General features: G+C 72.9%; 11 protein-coding genes and 1 pseudogene. 3 read left to right on the top strand and 9 right to left on the bottom strand.

All coding sequences use genetic code 11. The annotated features are described in order from the left end of the window. Window positions 1-562 (top strand): annotated as a pseudogene (locus tag GQS09_RS21385) (hypothetical protein); the annotation flags it as partial. Between the two features lie 37 nt (window positions 563-599). Here the strand turns inward: GQS09_RS21385 and GQS09_RS21380 are convergent. The 6 genes from GQS09_RS21380 to GQS09_RS21355 all read right to left on the bottom strand — a co-directional run bounded on the left by GQS09_RS21380 (window position 600) and on the right by GQS09_RS21355 (window position 8,033). After that, window positions 600-2,051, bottom strand: a complete 1,452-nt coding sequence (locus GQS09_RS21380) for an FAD-dependent oxidoreductase (RefSeq protein WP_165988743.1) — start codon at window positions 2,049-2,051, stop codon at window positions 600-602. 23 nt (window positions 2,052-2,074) lie between these two features. Next, complete coding sequence (locus GQS09_RS21375; RefSeq protein WP_165988750.1) at window positions 2,075-2,905, bottom strand: ABC transporter permease; 831 nt, start codon at window positions 2,903-2,905, stop codon at window positions 2,075-2,077. Between the two features lie 23 nt (window positions 2,906-2,928). Then, a complete protein-coding gene (locus GQS09_RS21370; protein ID WP_165988741.1) occupies window positions 2,929-3,900 on the bottom strand; it encodes an ABC transporter permease in 972 nt (323 codons plus the stop codon). Next, on the bottom strand, window positions 3,897-5,039 hold the full coding sequence (locus tag GQS09_RS21365) for an ABC transporter ATP-binding protein (protein ID WP_165988739.1): 1,143 nt from the start codon (window positions 5,037-5,039) through the stop codon (window positions 3,897-3,899). The genes GQS09_RS21370 and GQS09_RS21365 overlap by 4 nt, the downstream gene beginning before the upstream one ends. A 47-nt stretch (window positions 5,040-5,086) precedes the next feature. After that, complete coding sequence (locus tag GQS09_RS21360) at window positions 5,087-6,316, bottom strand: spermidine/putrescine ABC transporter substrate-binding protein (protein ID WP_165988737.1); 1,230 nt, start codon at window positions 6,314-6,316, stop codon at window positions 5,087-5,089. A gap of 199 nt (window positions 6,317-6,515) precedes the next feature. Beyond that, entirely contained in the window at window positions 6,516-8,033 is a 1,518-nt protein-coding gene (locus GQS09_RS21355) for a gamma-aminobutyraldehyde dehydrogenase (RefSeq protein ID WP_165988748.1), read from the bottom strand. Window positions 8,034-8,245: 212 nt separating this feature from the next. Between GQS09_RS21355 and GQS09_RS21350 the strand changes: the two genes are divergently transcribed. Both GQS09_RS21350 and GQS09_RS21345 read left to right on the top strand, forming a co-directional pair. Then, complete coding sequence (locus GQS09_RS21350) at window positions 8,246-8,734, top strand: Lrp/AsnC family transcriptional regulator (protein ID WP_399552575.1); 489 nt, start codon at window positions 8,246-8,248, stop codon at window positions 8,732-8,734. Then, window positions 8,719-10,104: an aspartate aminotransferase family protein gene (locus GQS09_RS21345; protein WP_165988733.1), complete on the top strand. Its 1,386-nt coding sequence runs from the start codon at window positions 8,719-8,721 to the stop codon at window positions 10,102-10,104. The genes GQS09_RS21350 and GQS09_RS21345 overlap by 16 nt, the downstream gene beginning before the upstream one ends. 76 nt (window positions 10,105-10,180) lie before the next feature. On the opposite strand, the gene GQS09_RS21340 is transcribed toward GQS09_RS21345, so the two are convergent. The 3 genes from GQS09_RS21340 to GQS09_RS21330 form a co-directional block, all read right to left on the bottom strand. Continuing rightward, window positions 10,181-11,800, bottom strand: a complete 1,620-nt coding sequence (locus GQS09_RS21340; protein WP_165988731.1) for a family 10 glycosylhydrolase — start codon at window positions 11,798-11,800, stop codon at window positions 10,181-10,183. Between the two features lie 151 nt (window positions 11,801-11,951). Beyond that, the gene (locus GQS09_RS21335; protein WP_165988729.1) at window positions 11,952-13,037 is read right to left on the bottom strand and encodes an ABC transporter ATP-binding protein; all 1,086 of its coding nucleotides are present in this window, start codon (window positions 13,035-13,037) and stop codon (window positions 11,952-11,954) included. Beyond that, a complete protein-coding gene (locus GQS09_RS21330; protein WP_165988746.1) occupies window positions 13,037-14,623 on the bottom strand; it encodes an iron ABC transporter permease in 1,587 nt (528 codons plus the stop codon). Before GQS09_RS21330 ends, GQS09_RS21335 begins: the two co-directional genes overlap by 1 nt. Window positions 14,624-14,694 lie beyond the last annotated feature (71 nt).

Here is a 14,694-nt window from a genome sequence, read left to right as displayed (position 1 = left end):
CACGGTCCCCGGACGCCCCCACCTGCCGAGGGCGAGGCGGACTCCCGCCGCCCGGCCGGCGGCCCCCTCGGCCCCGCAGCGGGCGATGTGGGCGGGCGTGGTGACGACGGTCCTGGGCGCGGTGCCCGTCGCGGCGGGCGTGGGCCCGCCGGGCGTGGGCGGGCCGCTGGTCGCGGCCGGGCTGGTGGCGGCCGGGCCGGGGCTGGTGCACACCGGCGGGCGGATGGTGGCCGCCGGAGATCCCGGGGCGGTGCGCCTGCTGGCCGGGCGGGCACTCCAGGCCCAGGCGGGGCGCACCGGCCGCCCGCTGGGCGTGCTGTGCGCGGCGCTGGCACTGGCCGAGCCGCTGTCCGGCACCCCGCTGGGTGTGCCCGGCACGGCGGCCACCGTGGCCATGACGGCCGCGGCAGCCGCTCTCGCCCTGCCCGGGACCGGGCACGCCGGGCTGCTGAACCGCCTCGGTGCCGCCCGCCGCACCCTGCGCTCCCTGTCCGCGCTCCGCACCGCAACCCTCCTGGCCCTGTGCACCACCCTGACCACCCCCGCCGCTCTGCTCCTCTGACCCCACCCCGTGACGGCGGAACCGCCGGAGGCACGCGTCAGCTGTCGAAGCCGAGGCCGAGCCGGTCCATGGTGCGGAGCAGCAGGTTGCGCCGGCCGGTGGCGTCCTCCCGGCTCATCGCCCACTGCATGGCGGCGATGCCGGCCCAGCGCACCGGCTCCGGCGGGAACGGCAGCGGCTTGCTGCGCACCATCTCCAGCGCGGTGCGCTCGGTTCCGCCGCCGTCCAGCAGGTCGAGCATCACCTCGGCGCCGAACCGCGTCGCCCCGACGCCCAGCCCGGTGTAACCGGCCGCGTAGGCGACCCGCCCGCCGTGCGCGGTGCCGAAGAACGGCGAGAAGCGCGAGCAGGTGTCGATCACCCCGCCCCAGCGGTGCGTGAACCGGACGCCCGCCAGTTGCGGGAAGAACGCGAAGAAGTGCTGGGCCAGCCGGGCGAAGGTCTCCGGCCGCTGCTCGTCCTCGGCCCGGATGCGGCTGCCGTAGTGGTAGACCACGTCGTAGCCGCCCCACAGGATGCGCCGGTCGGCGGTGAGCCGGAAGTAGTGGAAGTGGTTGGCGCTGTCGGCCAGGCCCTGCCGGTTGTGCCAGCCGATCGCCGCCAGCCGCTCCTCGCTCAGCGGCTCCGTCATCAGCGCGTAGTCCCACACCGGCACCACATAGGGCCGCACCCGGCGCAGCAGGGAGGGAAAGGCGTTGGTGCCCAGCACCGCGTGGCGGGCGAAGACCCGCCCGTACGGGGTGCGCACCGCCACCCCGTACGGTTCCCGCACGGAGAGCGCGGTGGCCGGGGTGTGCTCGTGGATCCGCACGCCCGCCGCCTGCGCCGCGCGCTTCAGCCCCCAGGCCAGCCGGGCCGGGTTGAGCAGGGCGACGCCCGTGCGGTCCCAGACCCCGGCCAGCACCTGTGGGGAGTCGATCTCGGCCCGTACCGCGTCCTGCTCCAGGAAGTCGAGACCGTCGGCCAGGCCGAGCCGCACCGCCTCCCCGTATCCCTCGCGCAGCGCGGCCACCTGGTGCGGGCGGGTCGCCAGATCGATCTCGCCGGTGCGCTGGAAGTCGCAGTCGATGCCGTACCGGGCCACGGCCGCCTCGATGGCGTCCAGATTGGCCCGGCCCAGGGCCTCCAGGCGCCCGATCTCCCCGGGCCAGCGGGCCAGCCCGTTGAGGAAGCCGTGGGTGAGCGAGGCGGCGCAGAAGCCGCCGTTGCGGCCGGAGGCGGCCCAGGCCGTCTCCTTGGCCTCGATCAGCACCACGTCCCGGCCGGGATCGCGTTCCTTGGCGAGCAGCGCGGTCCACAGCCCGCTGTAGCCGCCGCCGATGACCAGCAGGTCGGTGTGCTCGTCGCCGGTGAGCGCGGGCTCCGGCGCCGGGCGGCCGGGGTCGTCCAGCCAGAACGGCCCGGGCCGGGCGTCGGCCAGGGCCCGTACGGCGACGGCGGCCCGGCCGGAGGGCGGGGACCCGGTGCGGTTTCGGGTCACGGTTGTCATCTCCCCAGGGGATTCGGGCGGCCTCAGGCGGCGGCGCGGTTGCGGCGGGCGCCGAGCAGCCGGCCGGCCAGCACGATGGCGACGGCCAGCACGAACATGGCACTGCCGATGACGTTCACCTGCACCGGCACGCCGCGCTGCGCCGCGCCCCACACGAACATCGGGAACGTCACGGTGGACGGGCCGGCATTGAACTGCGTGATGATGAAGTCGTCGAAGGAGAGCGCGAAGCTCAGCATGGCGCCGGCGGCGATNGAGAGCGCGAAGCTCAGCATGGCGCCGGCGGCGATGCCGGGCGCGGCCAGCGGCAGGGTGACCCGGAAGAAGGTCTGGGCCGGGCCGGCGTACAGGTCGCGGGAGGCCTCCTCCAGCCGCGGGTCCATGGACATCACCCGCGCCTTGACGGCCACGATGACGAAGCTCAGGCAGAACATGATGTGCGCGATGAGGATCGTGGTGACGCCGAACTCGACACGCATGTTGAGGAAGAGGGTGCCCAGCGAGGCGGCCATCACCACTTCCGGCATGGACATCGGCAGGAAGATCAGGCCGTGCACGGCGCCGCGCCCGCGGAAGCGGTAGCGGGCCAGGGCGAAGGCGGCCAGGGTGCCGAAGGCGGTGGCGGCCAGGGTGGCGACGGCGGCGATGCGCAGGCTGAGCCCGAGCGAGCCGCACATGCCGGCCACCCCGCACGGGTTCTGCCAGGCTTCGGTGGAGAATTCCCGCCACTCGTAGTTGAAGCGCCCGGAGGGCTTGTTGAAGGAGTAGGCCAGCACCACCAGGTTGGGCAGCAGCAGATAGGCCAGGGCCAGCAGGCCCGCGAGCACCACGGCGTTGCGGCGCAGCCAGCGCACCGGAGCGGCGTCCAGAAGTCCCATCAGACGAGTTCCTCCGTTCCGGTACGGCGCATGTAGACGCTGACCACGATGAGGATCAGGGCCATGAGGATGAAGGACATGGCCGCGGCGGTCGGGTAGTCGAGCACGTTCAGGAACTGCTTCTGGATGGCGTTGCCCACCATCTGCTCGTTGGGCGAGCCCAGCAGCTGGGCGTTGATGTAGTCGCCGGAGGCCGGGATGAAGGTGAGCAGGGTGCCGGCCACCACGCCCGGCAGCGAGAGCGGGAAGGTCACCTTGCGGAAGGTGGTGGCGGGCCGGGCGTAGAGGTCGCGGGCGGCCTCGTGCAGGCCGGGGTCGATCCGCTCCAGCGAGGCGTACAGCGGGAGGATCATGAACGGCAGGAAGTTGTAGGTCAGGCCGCAGATCACCGCCAGCGGGGTGGCCAGCACCCGGTCGTCCGCGGTCAGGCCGAGGGTGCCGGTGATCTCCAGCACGCCGGTGGAGCGCAGCGCGGAGACCACCGGGCCGCTGTCCGACAGGATGGTCTTCCAGGCCAGGGTGCGGATCAGGAAGCTGGTGAAGAAGGGGGCGATGACGAGCACCAGCAGCAGGCCGCGCCAGCGCCCGGCCCGGAAGGCGATCAGGTACGCGATCGGGTAGGCCACGGCCAGGCACAGCACGGTGGCGGTGGCGGCGTAGCCGAAGGAGCGCAGGAAGTGGCTGCCGTAGTCGCCGAGGGCGTCGGTGTAGGTGGCGAAGTGCCAGGTGACGCGGTAGCCCTCCTCCAGGGACCCGGTCTGCACCGAGGTGGAGGCCTGGTAGAACAGCGGGGCGACGAAGAACACCGCCAGCCAGAGCAGGGCGGGGGCGAGCAGCAGCAGCGGGACGGCGCGGCGCCGGGTGTGGCGGGCCGCCGCCCCGGCGGCCGGTGCGGCGCCGGGTGCCGGTTCCGGCCCGGGCGGGCCGGCCGGGGCGGCGGGGAGTCCGGCGGTGACGGCCGGCGGCGTCATGCGGCCGCTCCGTCCAGCTCGACGGTGCCGGAGTGGATGTCCTCGGTGCCGTCCAGGCCGAAGGTGTGCTCCGGGTTCCAGTGCAGGACCACCTCGGCGCCGGGCACCAGGCGGCCGTCGTGCTCCACGTTCTGTTCGTAGACGGTGAGTTCGGTGCCGGAGCCGGCCGGGCACTCCACCAGGTACTGCAGGGAGACCCCGAGGAAGCTGGCGTCGGTGATGCGGCCGGTGAGCCGGTTGCGGCCGGCCGGCACGGCGGCGGCGTCCACGGCCGGGACCAGGGAGATCTTCTCCGGGCGGATGCCGGCCAGCACCGTGTCGCCGGCGGCGGCGTTCCGGGCGGAGCAGCGCTCGGCGGGCAGCCGCAGCGGGCCGCCGGCCGCCTTGGCCTCCAGCATGCCGGCCGAGGTGCCGGTGATCCGGGCCCGGATGAGGTTGGAGGTGCCGAGGAAGTTGGCCACGAAGACGGAGCGGGGCAGTTCGTAGAGGTCGGCGGGTGCGCCGAGCTGGGCGACCCGGCCGCCGTTCATCACGGCCACGGTGTCGGCCATGGTCATGGCCTCCTCCTGGTCGTGGGTGACGTGCACGAAGGTGATGCCCACCTCGGTCTGGATGCGTTTGAGCTCCAGCTGCATCTGGCGGCGCAGCTTGAGGTCCAGGGCGCCGAGCGGCTCGTCGAGCAGCAGCACCTGGGGGTGGTTGATCAGGGCCCGGGCCAGGGCCACGCGCTGCTGCTGGCCGCCGGAGAGCTGGCGGGGCCGGCGCCGGGCCAGGTGGCCCAGCTCGACCAGGTCGAGCATCTCCGCCACCTGCTGTTGCGGGTTCTTCACGCCGCGGCGGCGCAGGCCGAACGCGACGTTCTCGTAGACGTCCAGGTGCGGGAAGAGCGCGTAGTTCTGGAACACGGTGTTCACCGGGCGCTTGTGCGGGGGCAGCCGGGTGATGCCCCGGTCGCCGAGCAGCACGGCCCCGGCCGAGGGCTCCTCCAGTCCCGCGATCATGCGCAGGGTGGTGGTCTTGCCGCAGCCGGAGGCGCCCAGCAGGGCGAAGAAGGAGCCCTCGGGAATGGTGAGGTCGAGTGGGTGGACGGCGGTGAAGTCGCCGAAGGTCTTGCTGATGCCGGAGAGCCGGAGCGTCATGGTTCTCTCAGGTTCTGCGTGCGGGCGGGCGGGTCCGGACGGTCGGCTCAGGCGCCGATGAGCTTGGCGAATTTCTCCTGGTAGGCCGTTTCCTCGGCGTCCTGGAGGGGGCGGAACGCATAGCCGCGCTCGGTCATCTCCTGGTCGGGGAAGATCAGCGTGTTCTGGGCCAGCTCGGCATCGATGCGTTCCATCATCACCTGGGCGCCGGCCACCGGGCAGAAGTAGTTGACCCAGGCGGCGAGTTCGGCGGCCACCTCGGGGCGGTAGTAGTAGTCGATCAGGGCCTCGGCATTGGCCTGGTGCCTGGCGCGGGCCGGGACCAGCAGGTCGTCGGTGAAGAAGAGGTAGCCCTGCTCGGGGATGGTGAAGGCGATGTCCGGGTTGTCGTACTGGAGCTGGACGATGTCGCCGGCCCAGGCCAGGCAGGCGGCGATGTCGCCGGAGTTGAGCTCGTCCATGTAGTCGTTGCCGGTGAAGCGGCGCAGCTGGCCGCTGTCCACGGCCTGCTGGACGCGGGCGACGGCGGCGTCGAAGTCGTCGTCGGTGAAGGTGCCCGGGTCCTTGCCCATGTCGAGCAGGACCATGCCGATGGTGTCCTGCATCTCGGTGAGCAGGGAGACCTTGCCCTTGAGCCCGGGGTCGTCGAGCAGTTCGGAGACGCTGGTGATCTCCCGGCCGCCGGTGGCCTTCCGGTTGTAGGCGATGACGGTGGCCAGTCCGGCCCAGGGGTAGGTGTACTGGCGGCCCGGGTCGTGCGGTGCGTTGCGGTAGCGGCCCTCGACGTTGGCGATGGCGTTGGGCACGTTGGTGGGGTCGAGGCGGTTGGCCCAGCCCTGGCGTATGAGCCGGCCGGCCATCCAGTCGGTGACCACGATCAGGTCGCGGCCGGTGTCCTGGCCGGCGGCGAGCTGGGGGCGGATCTTGCCGAAGAACTCGTTGTTGTCGTTGATGTCCTCGGTGTACGCGACCTCGATGCCGGTCTCCGCCCGGAAGGCGTCCAGGGTGGGTCTCACCTGCGGGTTCTCGTCGTCGACATCGATGTAGAGGGGCCAGTTGCTGAAGTTGAGCACCTTCTCCTCGGCGGAGAGGTCCTGCTGCCCGCCCTCGTCCTCGGTGTCCTTGCCGCTCTCGGAGGCGGGGATGCCGCAGGCGGCCAGCAGCGCGGCCCCGGTGAGGGCCCCGCTGCCCTGCAGCAGCCGTCGGCGGGAGAGGGCGCGCGCTGCGCGGCCGTTGGTGAGACTGCGCAGCCATGCCTGGCGAACCGGCTCGGACATTCCTTCGAAGAATTCCACGGGGGCGGCCTTTCCTGGTACTGCGGTGCGGAACAAGGAGGGGACAGCGGGTGGGCGTGTGCGGGATCGGGAGGCGGGTTCGTGCGGTCCGGGGAGGGGACCGGGGGCGGATCGGGGAGCGGGCCGGGGTACGGGGTCAGGGTGCGCGGTCAGGGTGCGGGTCCGGGCCCGCGGCGGCGGCTCATGCCCGGTCGCCGAAGACGGTGCGGTGCCAGTCCTTGCGGGCCACCGCCGTGATGTCCTGCATCACGTGCTTGACCTGCGTGTACTCCTCGAAGGAGTAGACCGACATGTCCTTGCCGTAGCCGGAGGCGCGGTATCCGCCGTGCGGCATCTCGCTGATGATCGGGATGTGGTCGTTGACCCAGACACAGCCGGCCTTGAGCTCCCGGGTGGCCCGGCCGGCCCGGTAGACATCGCGGCTCCAGACCGAGGCGGCCAGCCCGTAGGGGGTGTCGTTGGCCAGTTCCAGGCCCTGGTCGTCGGAGTCGAAGGGCAGGACCACGAGCACCGGGCCGAAGATCTCGGACTGCACGGCCTCGCTGTCCTGGGCGGCGCCGGTGATCAGGGTGGGCAGGTAGTAGGCGCCTTCGGCCAGGTGGCCGCCGGGCGCGGCTCCGCCGGTGACCACGGTGGCGTAGCCGCGGGCGCGGTCCACGAAGCCGGCCACCCGGTCCCGCTGGGCGAAGGAGACCAGCGGCCCGAGGTCGGTGTGCGCATCCCGCGGGTCACCCAGCCGGATGCCGGCCATCAGGTCGGCCACTCCGGCGACGAAGGCGTCGTAGAGCGGGCGCTGCACATAGGCGCGGGTGGCGGCGGTGCAGTCCTGGCCGGAGTTGATCAGGGCCCCGGCGACCGCGCCGTGCACCGCGGCCTCCGGATCGGCGTCGTCGAAGACCAGGAACGGGGCCTTGCCGCCGAGTTCCAGGTGGACGCGCTTGACGGTACGGGCGGCGAGCTCGGCGACCCGCCGGCCGACCGGGGTGGAGCCGGTGAAGGAGGTCATGGCCACCCCGGGGTGGGTCACCAGGCGCTCCCCGGCCTCCGGGCCGCTGCCGGAGATCACGTTGATCACGCCGTCCGGGATGCCCGCCTCGGTGGCGGCCTCGGCCAGCAGCAGTGAGGTCAGCGGGGTGAGTTCGGAGGGCTTGAGGACGATGGTGTTGCCCGCCGCCACGGCCGGGAGGATCTTCCAGGCGGCCATCTGCAGCGGGTAGTTCCAGGGCGCGATGGAGCCGACCACGCCGATCGGCTCCCGCCGTACGCAGGAGGTGTGGTCGCCGCTGTACTCGGCGGCGGCCTGGCCGCTCAGGTGGCGGGCCGCGCCGGCGAAGAAGGAGGTGTTGTCGATCGTGCCGGGGACGTCGAACTCCCGGGTCAGCCTGGCCGGTTTGCCGCACTGACGGGTCTCGGCGTAGGCGAGGTCCCCGGCGATGGCCGCCAGCCGGGCGGCCAGCCGGTGCAGGGCCTCGGAGCGCTCCACCGGGGTGGCGCCGGCCCATCCGGGCAGGGCGCGGGCGGCGGCGGCCACCGCCTCGTCCACATCGGCGGCCGCGGCCTGCGGGAAGCGCAGCAGCTCCCTGCCGGTGGCCGGATCGGTCACGGCCTGGCTGCGGTCGGACCGGCCGTGCGCCGGGCGGCCGGCCACCCACTGGGCGCCCGCGGCGAACCGTTCCCCCGGGTCGAAGAGGTCTTCCATCGCTCGCACTGCCTGCTTCCCCGTCCTACTCTCGTGCCGCCGGGTCCGGCGCCGGATACTGCGCCGTCCGCGACTCCGCCGCCGGATGAGTGCCGATCCTGACAGTGGAAGCAGATCAGAACAAGGGATTCAGTTGTTTCTCTTTGATTAATCTACGGATACCTCAGTTTCGGGCTTGCCAAGGCGAAGGGTTCCGGGGCACAGTGAGCCGCGTGGCCCGAGACTCCAGGAACGGAAACAGCAGCAACGGAAAGCCGCCGCTCGACGACGTCGCCAAGTCGATCATCGAGCAGCTGCAGCAGGACGGCCGCCGCTCCTACGCCGCCATAGGCAAGGCCGTCGGCCTTTCCGAGGCGGCGGTGCGGCAGCGCGTGCAGAAGCTGCTCGACCAGGGCGTGATGCAGATCGTGGCGGTCACCGACCCGCTGACGGTCGGTTTCATGCGCCAGGCGATGGTCGGCGTCAACGTGGTGGGCGACCCCGAGCCGGTCGCGGACGCTCTGGCCCAGATGGACGAGGTGGACTACGTGGTCATCACGGCCGGGTCCTTCGACCTGCTCGTGGAGATCGTCTGCGAGGACGACGACCACCTGCTGGAGATGATCAACAAGCGCATCCGGGCACTGCCCGAGGTGCGCTCCACGGAGAGCTTCGTCTACCTCAAGCTGCGCAAGCAGACCTACCAATGGGGAACCCGATAGCCGTGAGCAAGGACCTGTCGCAGACCGCCTACGACCACCTCTGGATGCACTTCACCCGCATGGCCTCGTACGAGCGGGCACCGGTGCCGACCATCGTCCGGGGCGAGGGCCCCTACATCTACGACGTCCACGGCAAGCGCTATGTGGACGGCCTGGCCGGCCTGTTCGTGGTGCAGGCCGGGCACGGGCGTGCCGAGCTGGCCGAGGCCGCCGCCAAGCAGGCCGCGGACCTGGCGTTCTTCCCGATCTGGTCGTACGCCCACCCCAAGGCGGTCGAGCTGGCCGAGCGGCTGGCGCACTACGCGCCGGGAGATCTCAACAAGGTCTTCTTCACCACCGGCGGCGGCGAGGCGGTGGAGACGGCCTGGAAGCTCGCCAAGCAGTACCACAAGCTGACCGGCAACCCGGGCAAGTACAAGGTGATCTCGCGGGCGGTGGCCTATCACGGCACCCCGCAGGGCGCCCTGTCCATCACCGGACTGCCCGCGCTCAAGGCGCCGTTCGAGCCGCTGGTGCCCGGCGCGCACAAGGTGCCCAACACCAACATCTACCGGGCCCCGGTGTTCGGGGACGACCCGGAGGCGTTCGGCCGCTGGGCCGCCGACCAGATCGAGCAGGAGATCCTGTTCGAGGGACCGGAGACGGTGGCCGCCGTGGTGCTGGAGCCGGTGCAGAACGCCGGCGGCTGCTTCCCGCCGCCCCCCGGCTACTTCGCACGGGTGCGTCAGATCTGCGACCGGTACAACGTGCTGCTGGTGTCGGACGAGGTGATCTGCGCCTTCGGCCGGCTGGGCACCATGTTCGCCTGCGACAAGTTCGGCTACGTGCCGGACATCATCACCTGCGCCAAGGGCATGACCTCGGGATATTCACCGATCGGCGCGGCGGTCGTCTCGGACCGGATCGCCGAGCCGTACTACCGCAGCGGCGGCACCGCGATGTTCCCGCACGGCTACACCTTCGGCGGGCACCCGGTCTCCGCCGCGGTGGCCCTGGCCAACCTGGACATCTTCGAGCGGGAGAACCTCAACCGGCATGTGCTGGACCACGAGGACGCCTTCTTCGCCACCCTGCGCCGCCTGCACGACCTGCCCATCGTGGGCGATGTGCGGGGCAACGGCTTCTTCTACGGCATCGAACTGGTGAAGGACAAGACCACCAAGGAGACCTTCACCGACGAGGAGACCGAGCGGGTGCTCTACGGCTTCGTCTCCAAGGAACTGTTCGAGGCCGGCCTGTACTGCCGGGCCGACGACCGCGGCGATCCGGTGGTCCAGCTCGCCCCGCCGCTGATCGCGGACCAGTCGGTGTTCGACGAGATCGAGCAGATCCTGCGCGGTGTGCTGAGCGCCGCCTGGGCCAGGATCTGAGCCGTGCGGCAGCGGCCCGCGGTACCGCCCCGGCCCCGGCCCCTTGCCGGCGGGAGGCGGCACCGCGGGCCGTCCGCTACCGGACCCGGACGAAGGCCGGGAAGTCCGCCTCGGCGATCGCGCCCCTGGTCACCTCGACCACGTCGGCCGGGAGGCCCACCACGCCGGAGGGCAGCTCCACGGTGACCAGATAGCGCCCGGCCGGCACATGGACGAAGCCGAACCAGCCGTTGCCGTCCGTCGGCATGGCCAGCGGCTCCCCGCCGCCCAGCGGGCGCAGCGTGACCCACGCCTGGTCCAGCACCCCGCCGCCGCGCAGCAGCAGCCGGCCGCTGACATGCCCGTCGGAAGGGCTGGTCTTCCACGGCATGTCCGGCACGGCGGCCGGCTCCGCGAACGGGGCGTCCGGTCCGGTGGTCAGCGCCTCGGCGAGCGCGTCGCGCCGGGCGGAGCGCTCCTCCCAGCCGCCGCCCAGCGTCTCCATGGCCGGATTGGCGTAGGAGTAGCCGCTCCAGCCCGCCGCGGTGTTGCCGGCCGCGCTGGGCGAGACCGCGCGCCGCGCCTGGGCCACGCTGTCGGCCACCGAATTCAGGTAGAGCGCCGGGCCGTTGACCGCCTGCCGGCCGGCCTGGTGGTCGGCCAGGAACTCGGACCACTCGGCGAACATCAGCGCCTGGTCCGGGTTCCACTCGCGCTTGTAGTTCATGGTGAGGGCGGTGTCCATGATTCCCTGCTCCAGCCAGCCGGCCCAGTCCTGGAGCACCTCGGCGTAGGTGCGGGTGGCCTCCCAGCCGCCCACCGCCTGCGGGCCGTGGCCGTAGGTGATGGCGTCCATGGAGAGCCGCAGTCCCGGGTCGGCCTCCCACAGCGCCAGATAGATCCGCCGGACCAGGCCGGTGACCTGGTCGCGGCGCCAGTCGGACCACTCGGGGTCGTCCGGCCGCGGGATGTCGGTGCGGCCGGTGGCGGCCTGGAAGCGGGCCACCGACACGTCGTTGTAGCCCCAGTCGGAGCGGCCGGTGGCCAGGTTGGAGTCCGGATAGCGGACGTAGTCCAGGTTGATGCCGTCCACGTCGTAGTGGTTCACGATCGAGGTGACGGCGCGCACGATGTAGTCCGCGGCGGCCGGGTGCCCGGGGTCCACATAGGCGTTGGCGCCGATCAGTTCGGCGCCGTCGGAGCGCTTGTTGAGCCAGCGGTCGGCGCCGGCCGCCGAGGGACCGTGCCGGTTGAAGACGTGGTCCGGGGAGCTGGGCGGGGTGGCGCTGTTCCACATGGTGTTGACGTTGACCCAGGCGTGCACCTGCAGGCCGGCGGCGTGCGCCTTGTCGATGATGGTGGCCAGCGGATCGTAGGGCAGCGGGGCCACGGCGGCGTCGGTGCGCGGGTAGAGCGCGTGGTTGCAGAAGCAGTCGTAGCGGCGGGCGGTCTGGACCACCAGGGCGTTGGCGTTGACGGCGAGGGCGTCCGCGACCAGGCGGTCGGCCTGCTCCGGGGTGTAGATGCCCTCGTTGAAGGCGTCCACCCAGTAACTTCGCCACTGTTCGGGCAGCGCGGCGGTTCCGGCGGCGGGGGAGGCGGGATGGGCGGGGTCGGCGGTGGCCCCGGCGGTGGCCGTGGGGCCCAGCAGCAGTCCGGTGACGGCGAGCAGGGTCGGCAGTATCCGTCCGGTGATCCGTCCGGCGGTCCGTCTCATACGGTCCCCTCCATGGGATGTTGGGGGTGCGCATGACAAGCGCGGCCTGACAATTTACTTCTCCGCCACCCGTCAGTCCAGACAAAAACTTTCAGCAATCCCGGTCCGGCCCGCTGTGCCCTTCCCTCCCCCCTCCCCTCCGGCGGCGCACTCAGTCCGCCGGGAGCAGCACCGTCTCCTCGGCACGGAAGGCGACCGGCACCACCGCCCCCTCCTCCGGCGCCTCGCGCAGCCGGCAGACCGCCTCCAGCTCCGGCCCGCGCTCCGGCGCCAGCAGCAGCACCACATGATCGCCGCGGAAGGTGCGCGCCATCACCGCGCACCGCAGGGCGTCCCGGGCCCCGCCCTCGCCCTCTCCCTCTCCCCCGGCCGCCCGGTCCGCCGCCGCCCCCACCCGCACGCCCGCCGGGCGGATCAGCAGCCGCGCCGGGCCGGACGGGCTGCCGGCCGGCACCGGCACCCGCCCCCACACCGTCTCGGCGGCACCGTCGCGCACCACCGCGTCCACCACATTGCGGAACCCCAGGAACCGCGCCACGAACGCCGAGGCCGGGCGCTCCCACACCGCCACCGGCGGGCCGGACTGGGCGATCCGCCCCCGGTCCATCACCACCACCCGGTCGGCCAGGGCGAACGCCTCCCCCTGGTCATGGGTGACCGCCAGCACCGTGGTGCCCAGGGTGCGGAACAGCCGCCGCAGCTCCACCACCAGCCGGTCCCGCAGCCCGCGGTCGAGCTGGCCCAGCGGCTCGTCCAGCATCAGCAGCCGCGGGCTGGGCGCCAGGGCGCGGGCCAGCGCCACCCGCTGCTGCTCCCCGCCGGACAGCGAGGCCACACCGCGCCGGGCCGCGCCCGGCAGGCCCACCAGGTCCAGCAGTTCGGCCACCCGGGCCCGGACCCCGTCCCGCCCGGTGCCCCGCATGCGCAGGCCGAAGGCGATGTTGGCGCCCACGTCCCGGTGCGGGAACAGCTGGTGGTCCTGGAACATCAGGCCCAGGCCGCGCCGGTGCGCGGGCACCCCGGCCTGGTCCCGGCCGGCCAGCCGCACGGTTCCGGCGTCCGGCCTCCGGAGCCCGGCGATCACCCGCAGCAGGGTGGATTTGCCGCTGCCGCTGGGCCCCAGCACGCAGACGATCTCCCGCTCGGCCACGGTCAGGTCCACCGCGTCCAGCGCGGTGTGCGCGGCCGGGCCCCCACCGCCGTAGCGGACGGTCACCCCGGTCAGCTCCAGCAGCATCAGAAACCTCCCGACCTCAGCGGCCGTACCCGCTCCAGGGCGAGCAGGGTCAGCAGACAGACCGCCATCAGCACCGTGGACAGCGCCATGGCCTGCCCGTAGGCCGATTCCCCGGCCCGGCCCAGCAGCCGGGCCACCGCCACCGGCAGGGTCGGGGCGTCCGGCCGGGCCAGGAACACCGTGGCGCCGAACTCGCCCAGCGACACGGCGAACGCGAAGCCGGCGGCCGGCAGCAGCGCCCGCCGCACCAGCGGCAGATCGATCTCCCGCCACACCCGCGGCGGGGAGGCGCCCAGCACCGCCGCGGCCTGCCGCAGCCGGTCGTCCACCGCGCGCAGCACCGGCAGCATCATGCGGATCACGAACGGCACCCCGACCAGGGCCTGGGCCAGCGGCACCAGAATCCACGAGGAGCGCAGGTCCAGCGGCGGGGCGTCCAGCGCGATGAGGAAGCCGAAGCCCACCGTGACCGCCGAGGTGCCCAGCGGCAGCATCAGCAGGGCGTCGAAGCCGCGCACCAGCCGGCCGGCGTTCTTCGTCAGCGCGGCCGCCGCCGGGGCGCCCACGGCAAGGGCGATCAGGGTGGCCACCGCGCCGTAGCGCAGCGAGTTGCCCACCGCCTCCCAGGGCGCCACCAGAAAGGTGCCGTCCGAGGAGAACAGCGCCCGGTAGTGGCCCAGGCCATAGCCGTCCGGTCCGGAGAGGGAACGTTCCACCAGCACGCCCAGCGGCAGCACCAGCAGCACCGCCACCGTCAGCAGCACCCCGCCCAGCAGGGCCCACTGCCCGGCTCCGCGCGGCCGGCGCGCGGTCCGCTCCGGGCCGGCCAGCCGCAGCGCCGTCTCCCGGCGCCGCACCGTCCAGGCGTGCACGCCCAGCATGGCGGCCACCGCACCGAACTGCACCAGGGTCAGCACGGCCGCGGCGGGCAGGTCCAGCAGCTGCGCGGTCTGCCGGTAGATCTCCACCTCCAGGGTGGCGAACCGGGGCCCGCCCAGCACCTGGATCACCCCGAAGGAGGTGAAGGTGAAGAGAAAGACCATCAGCGCGGCGGCGGCCAGCGCCGGGGCGAGCGCGGGCAGGGTGACCCGCCGCCAGGCCGCGAACGGACCCGCGCCCAGCATCCGGGCCGCCTCCTCCTGCCCCGGATCGAGCTGCGCCCACAGCCCGCCGACCGTGCGCACCACCACCGAGAAGTTGAAGAACACATGGGCGAGCAGAATCGCCCACACCGAGGTGTCCAGCCGGACGCCCCACAGCTCCTCCAGCAGGCCGCCCCGGCCGAGCAGCGCCAGGAAGGCCGAGCCGACCACCACCGTGGGCATCACGAACGGCACGGTGATCAGTGCGCGCAGCAGGTTCCGGCCCCGGAAGGCGTACCGGGCCAGCACATGGGCGGCGGGCAGGGCCAGGGCCATGGTCAGCGCGGTCGAGGCGGCGGCCTGCCAGACCGTGAACCACAGCACCTGCCGCGTGCCGGGCGCGGTCAGCACCTCCAGGGCCCGGCCCTCGCCCAGACCGCGGGCGGTGATGGCGGCCACCGGCCAGCCGAAGAAGACCGCGAAGAAGACGGCCGGCACCGCCATCAGCGCCAGCCGGACCAGCGCCGGCCGACGGGCGCCGGGCCCGCCCGGCCGCCGCGGGCCGCGCCGCAGCG

Source organism: Streptomyces sp. YIM 98790, from assembly GCF_011421595.1.
In the GTDB taxonomy this organism is placed as follows: domain Bacteria; phylum Actinomycetota; class Actinomycetes; order Streptomycetales; family Streptomycetaceae; genus Streptomyces.
The sequence above is the reverse complement of the archived record's forward strand: the minus strand, read 5'-3'. Positions and strand labels throughout refer to the sequence as shown.

Coding starts and splice junctions, on each gene's coding strand:
- GQS09_RS21380 (WP_165988743.1), bottom strand. CDS start 2,051: ATGACAACCGTGACCCGAAACCGCACCGGGTCCCCGCCCTCCGGCCGG.
- GQS09_RS21370 (WP_165988741.1), bottom strand. CDS start 3,900: ATGACGCCGCCGGCCGTCACCGCCGGACTCCCCGCCGCCCCGGCCGGC.
- GQS09_RS21365 (WP_165988739.1), bottom strand. CDS start 5,039: ATGACGCTCCGGCTCTCCGGCATCAGCAAGACCTTCGGCGACTTCACC.
- GQS09_RS21360 (WP_165988737.1), bottom strand. CDS start 6,316: ATGTCCGAGCCGGTTCGCCAGGCATGGCTGCGCAGTCTCACCAACGGC.
- GQS09_RS21355 (WP_165988748.1), bottom strand. CDS start 8,033: ATGGAAGACCTCTTCGACCCGGGGGAACGGTTCGCCGCGGGCGCCCAG.
- GQS09_RS21345 (WP_165988733.1), top strand. CDS start 8,719: ATGGGGAACCCGATAGCCGTGAGCAAGGACCTGTCGCAGACCGCCTAC.
- GQS09_RS21340 (WP_165988731.1), bottom strand. CDS start 11,800: ATGAGACGGACCGCCGGACGGATCACCGGACGGATACTGCCGACCCTG.
- GQS09_RS21335 (WP_165988729.1), bottom strand. CDS start 13,037: ATGCTGCTGGAGCTGACCGGGGTGACCGTCCGCTACGGCGGTGGGGGC.
- GQS09_RS21330 (WP_165988746.1), bottom strand. CDS start 14,623: ATGGCGGTGCCGGCCGTCTTCTTCGCGGTCTTCTTCGGCTGGCCGGTG.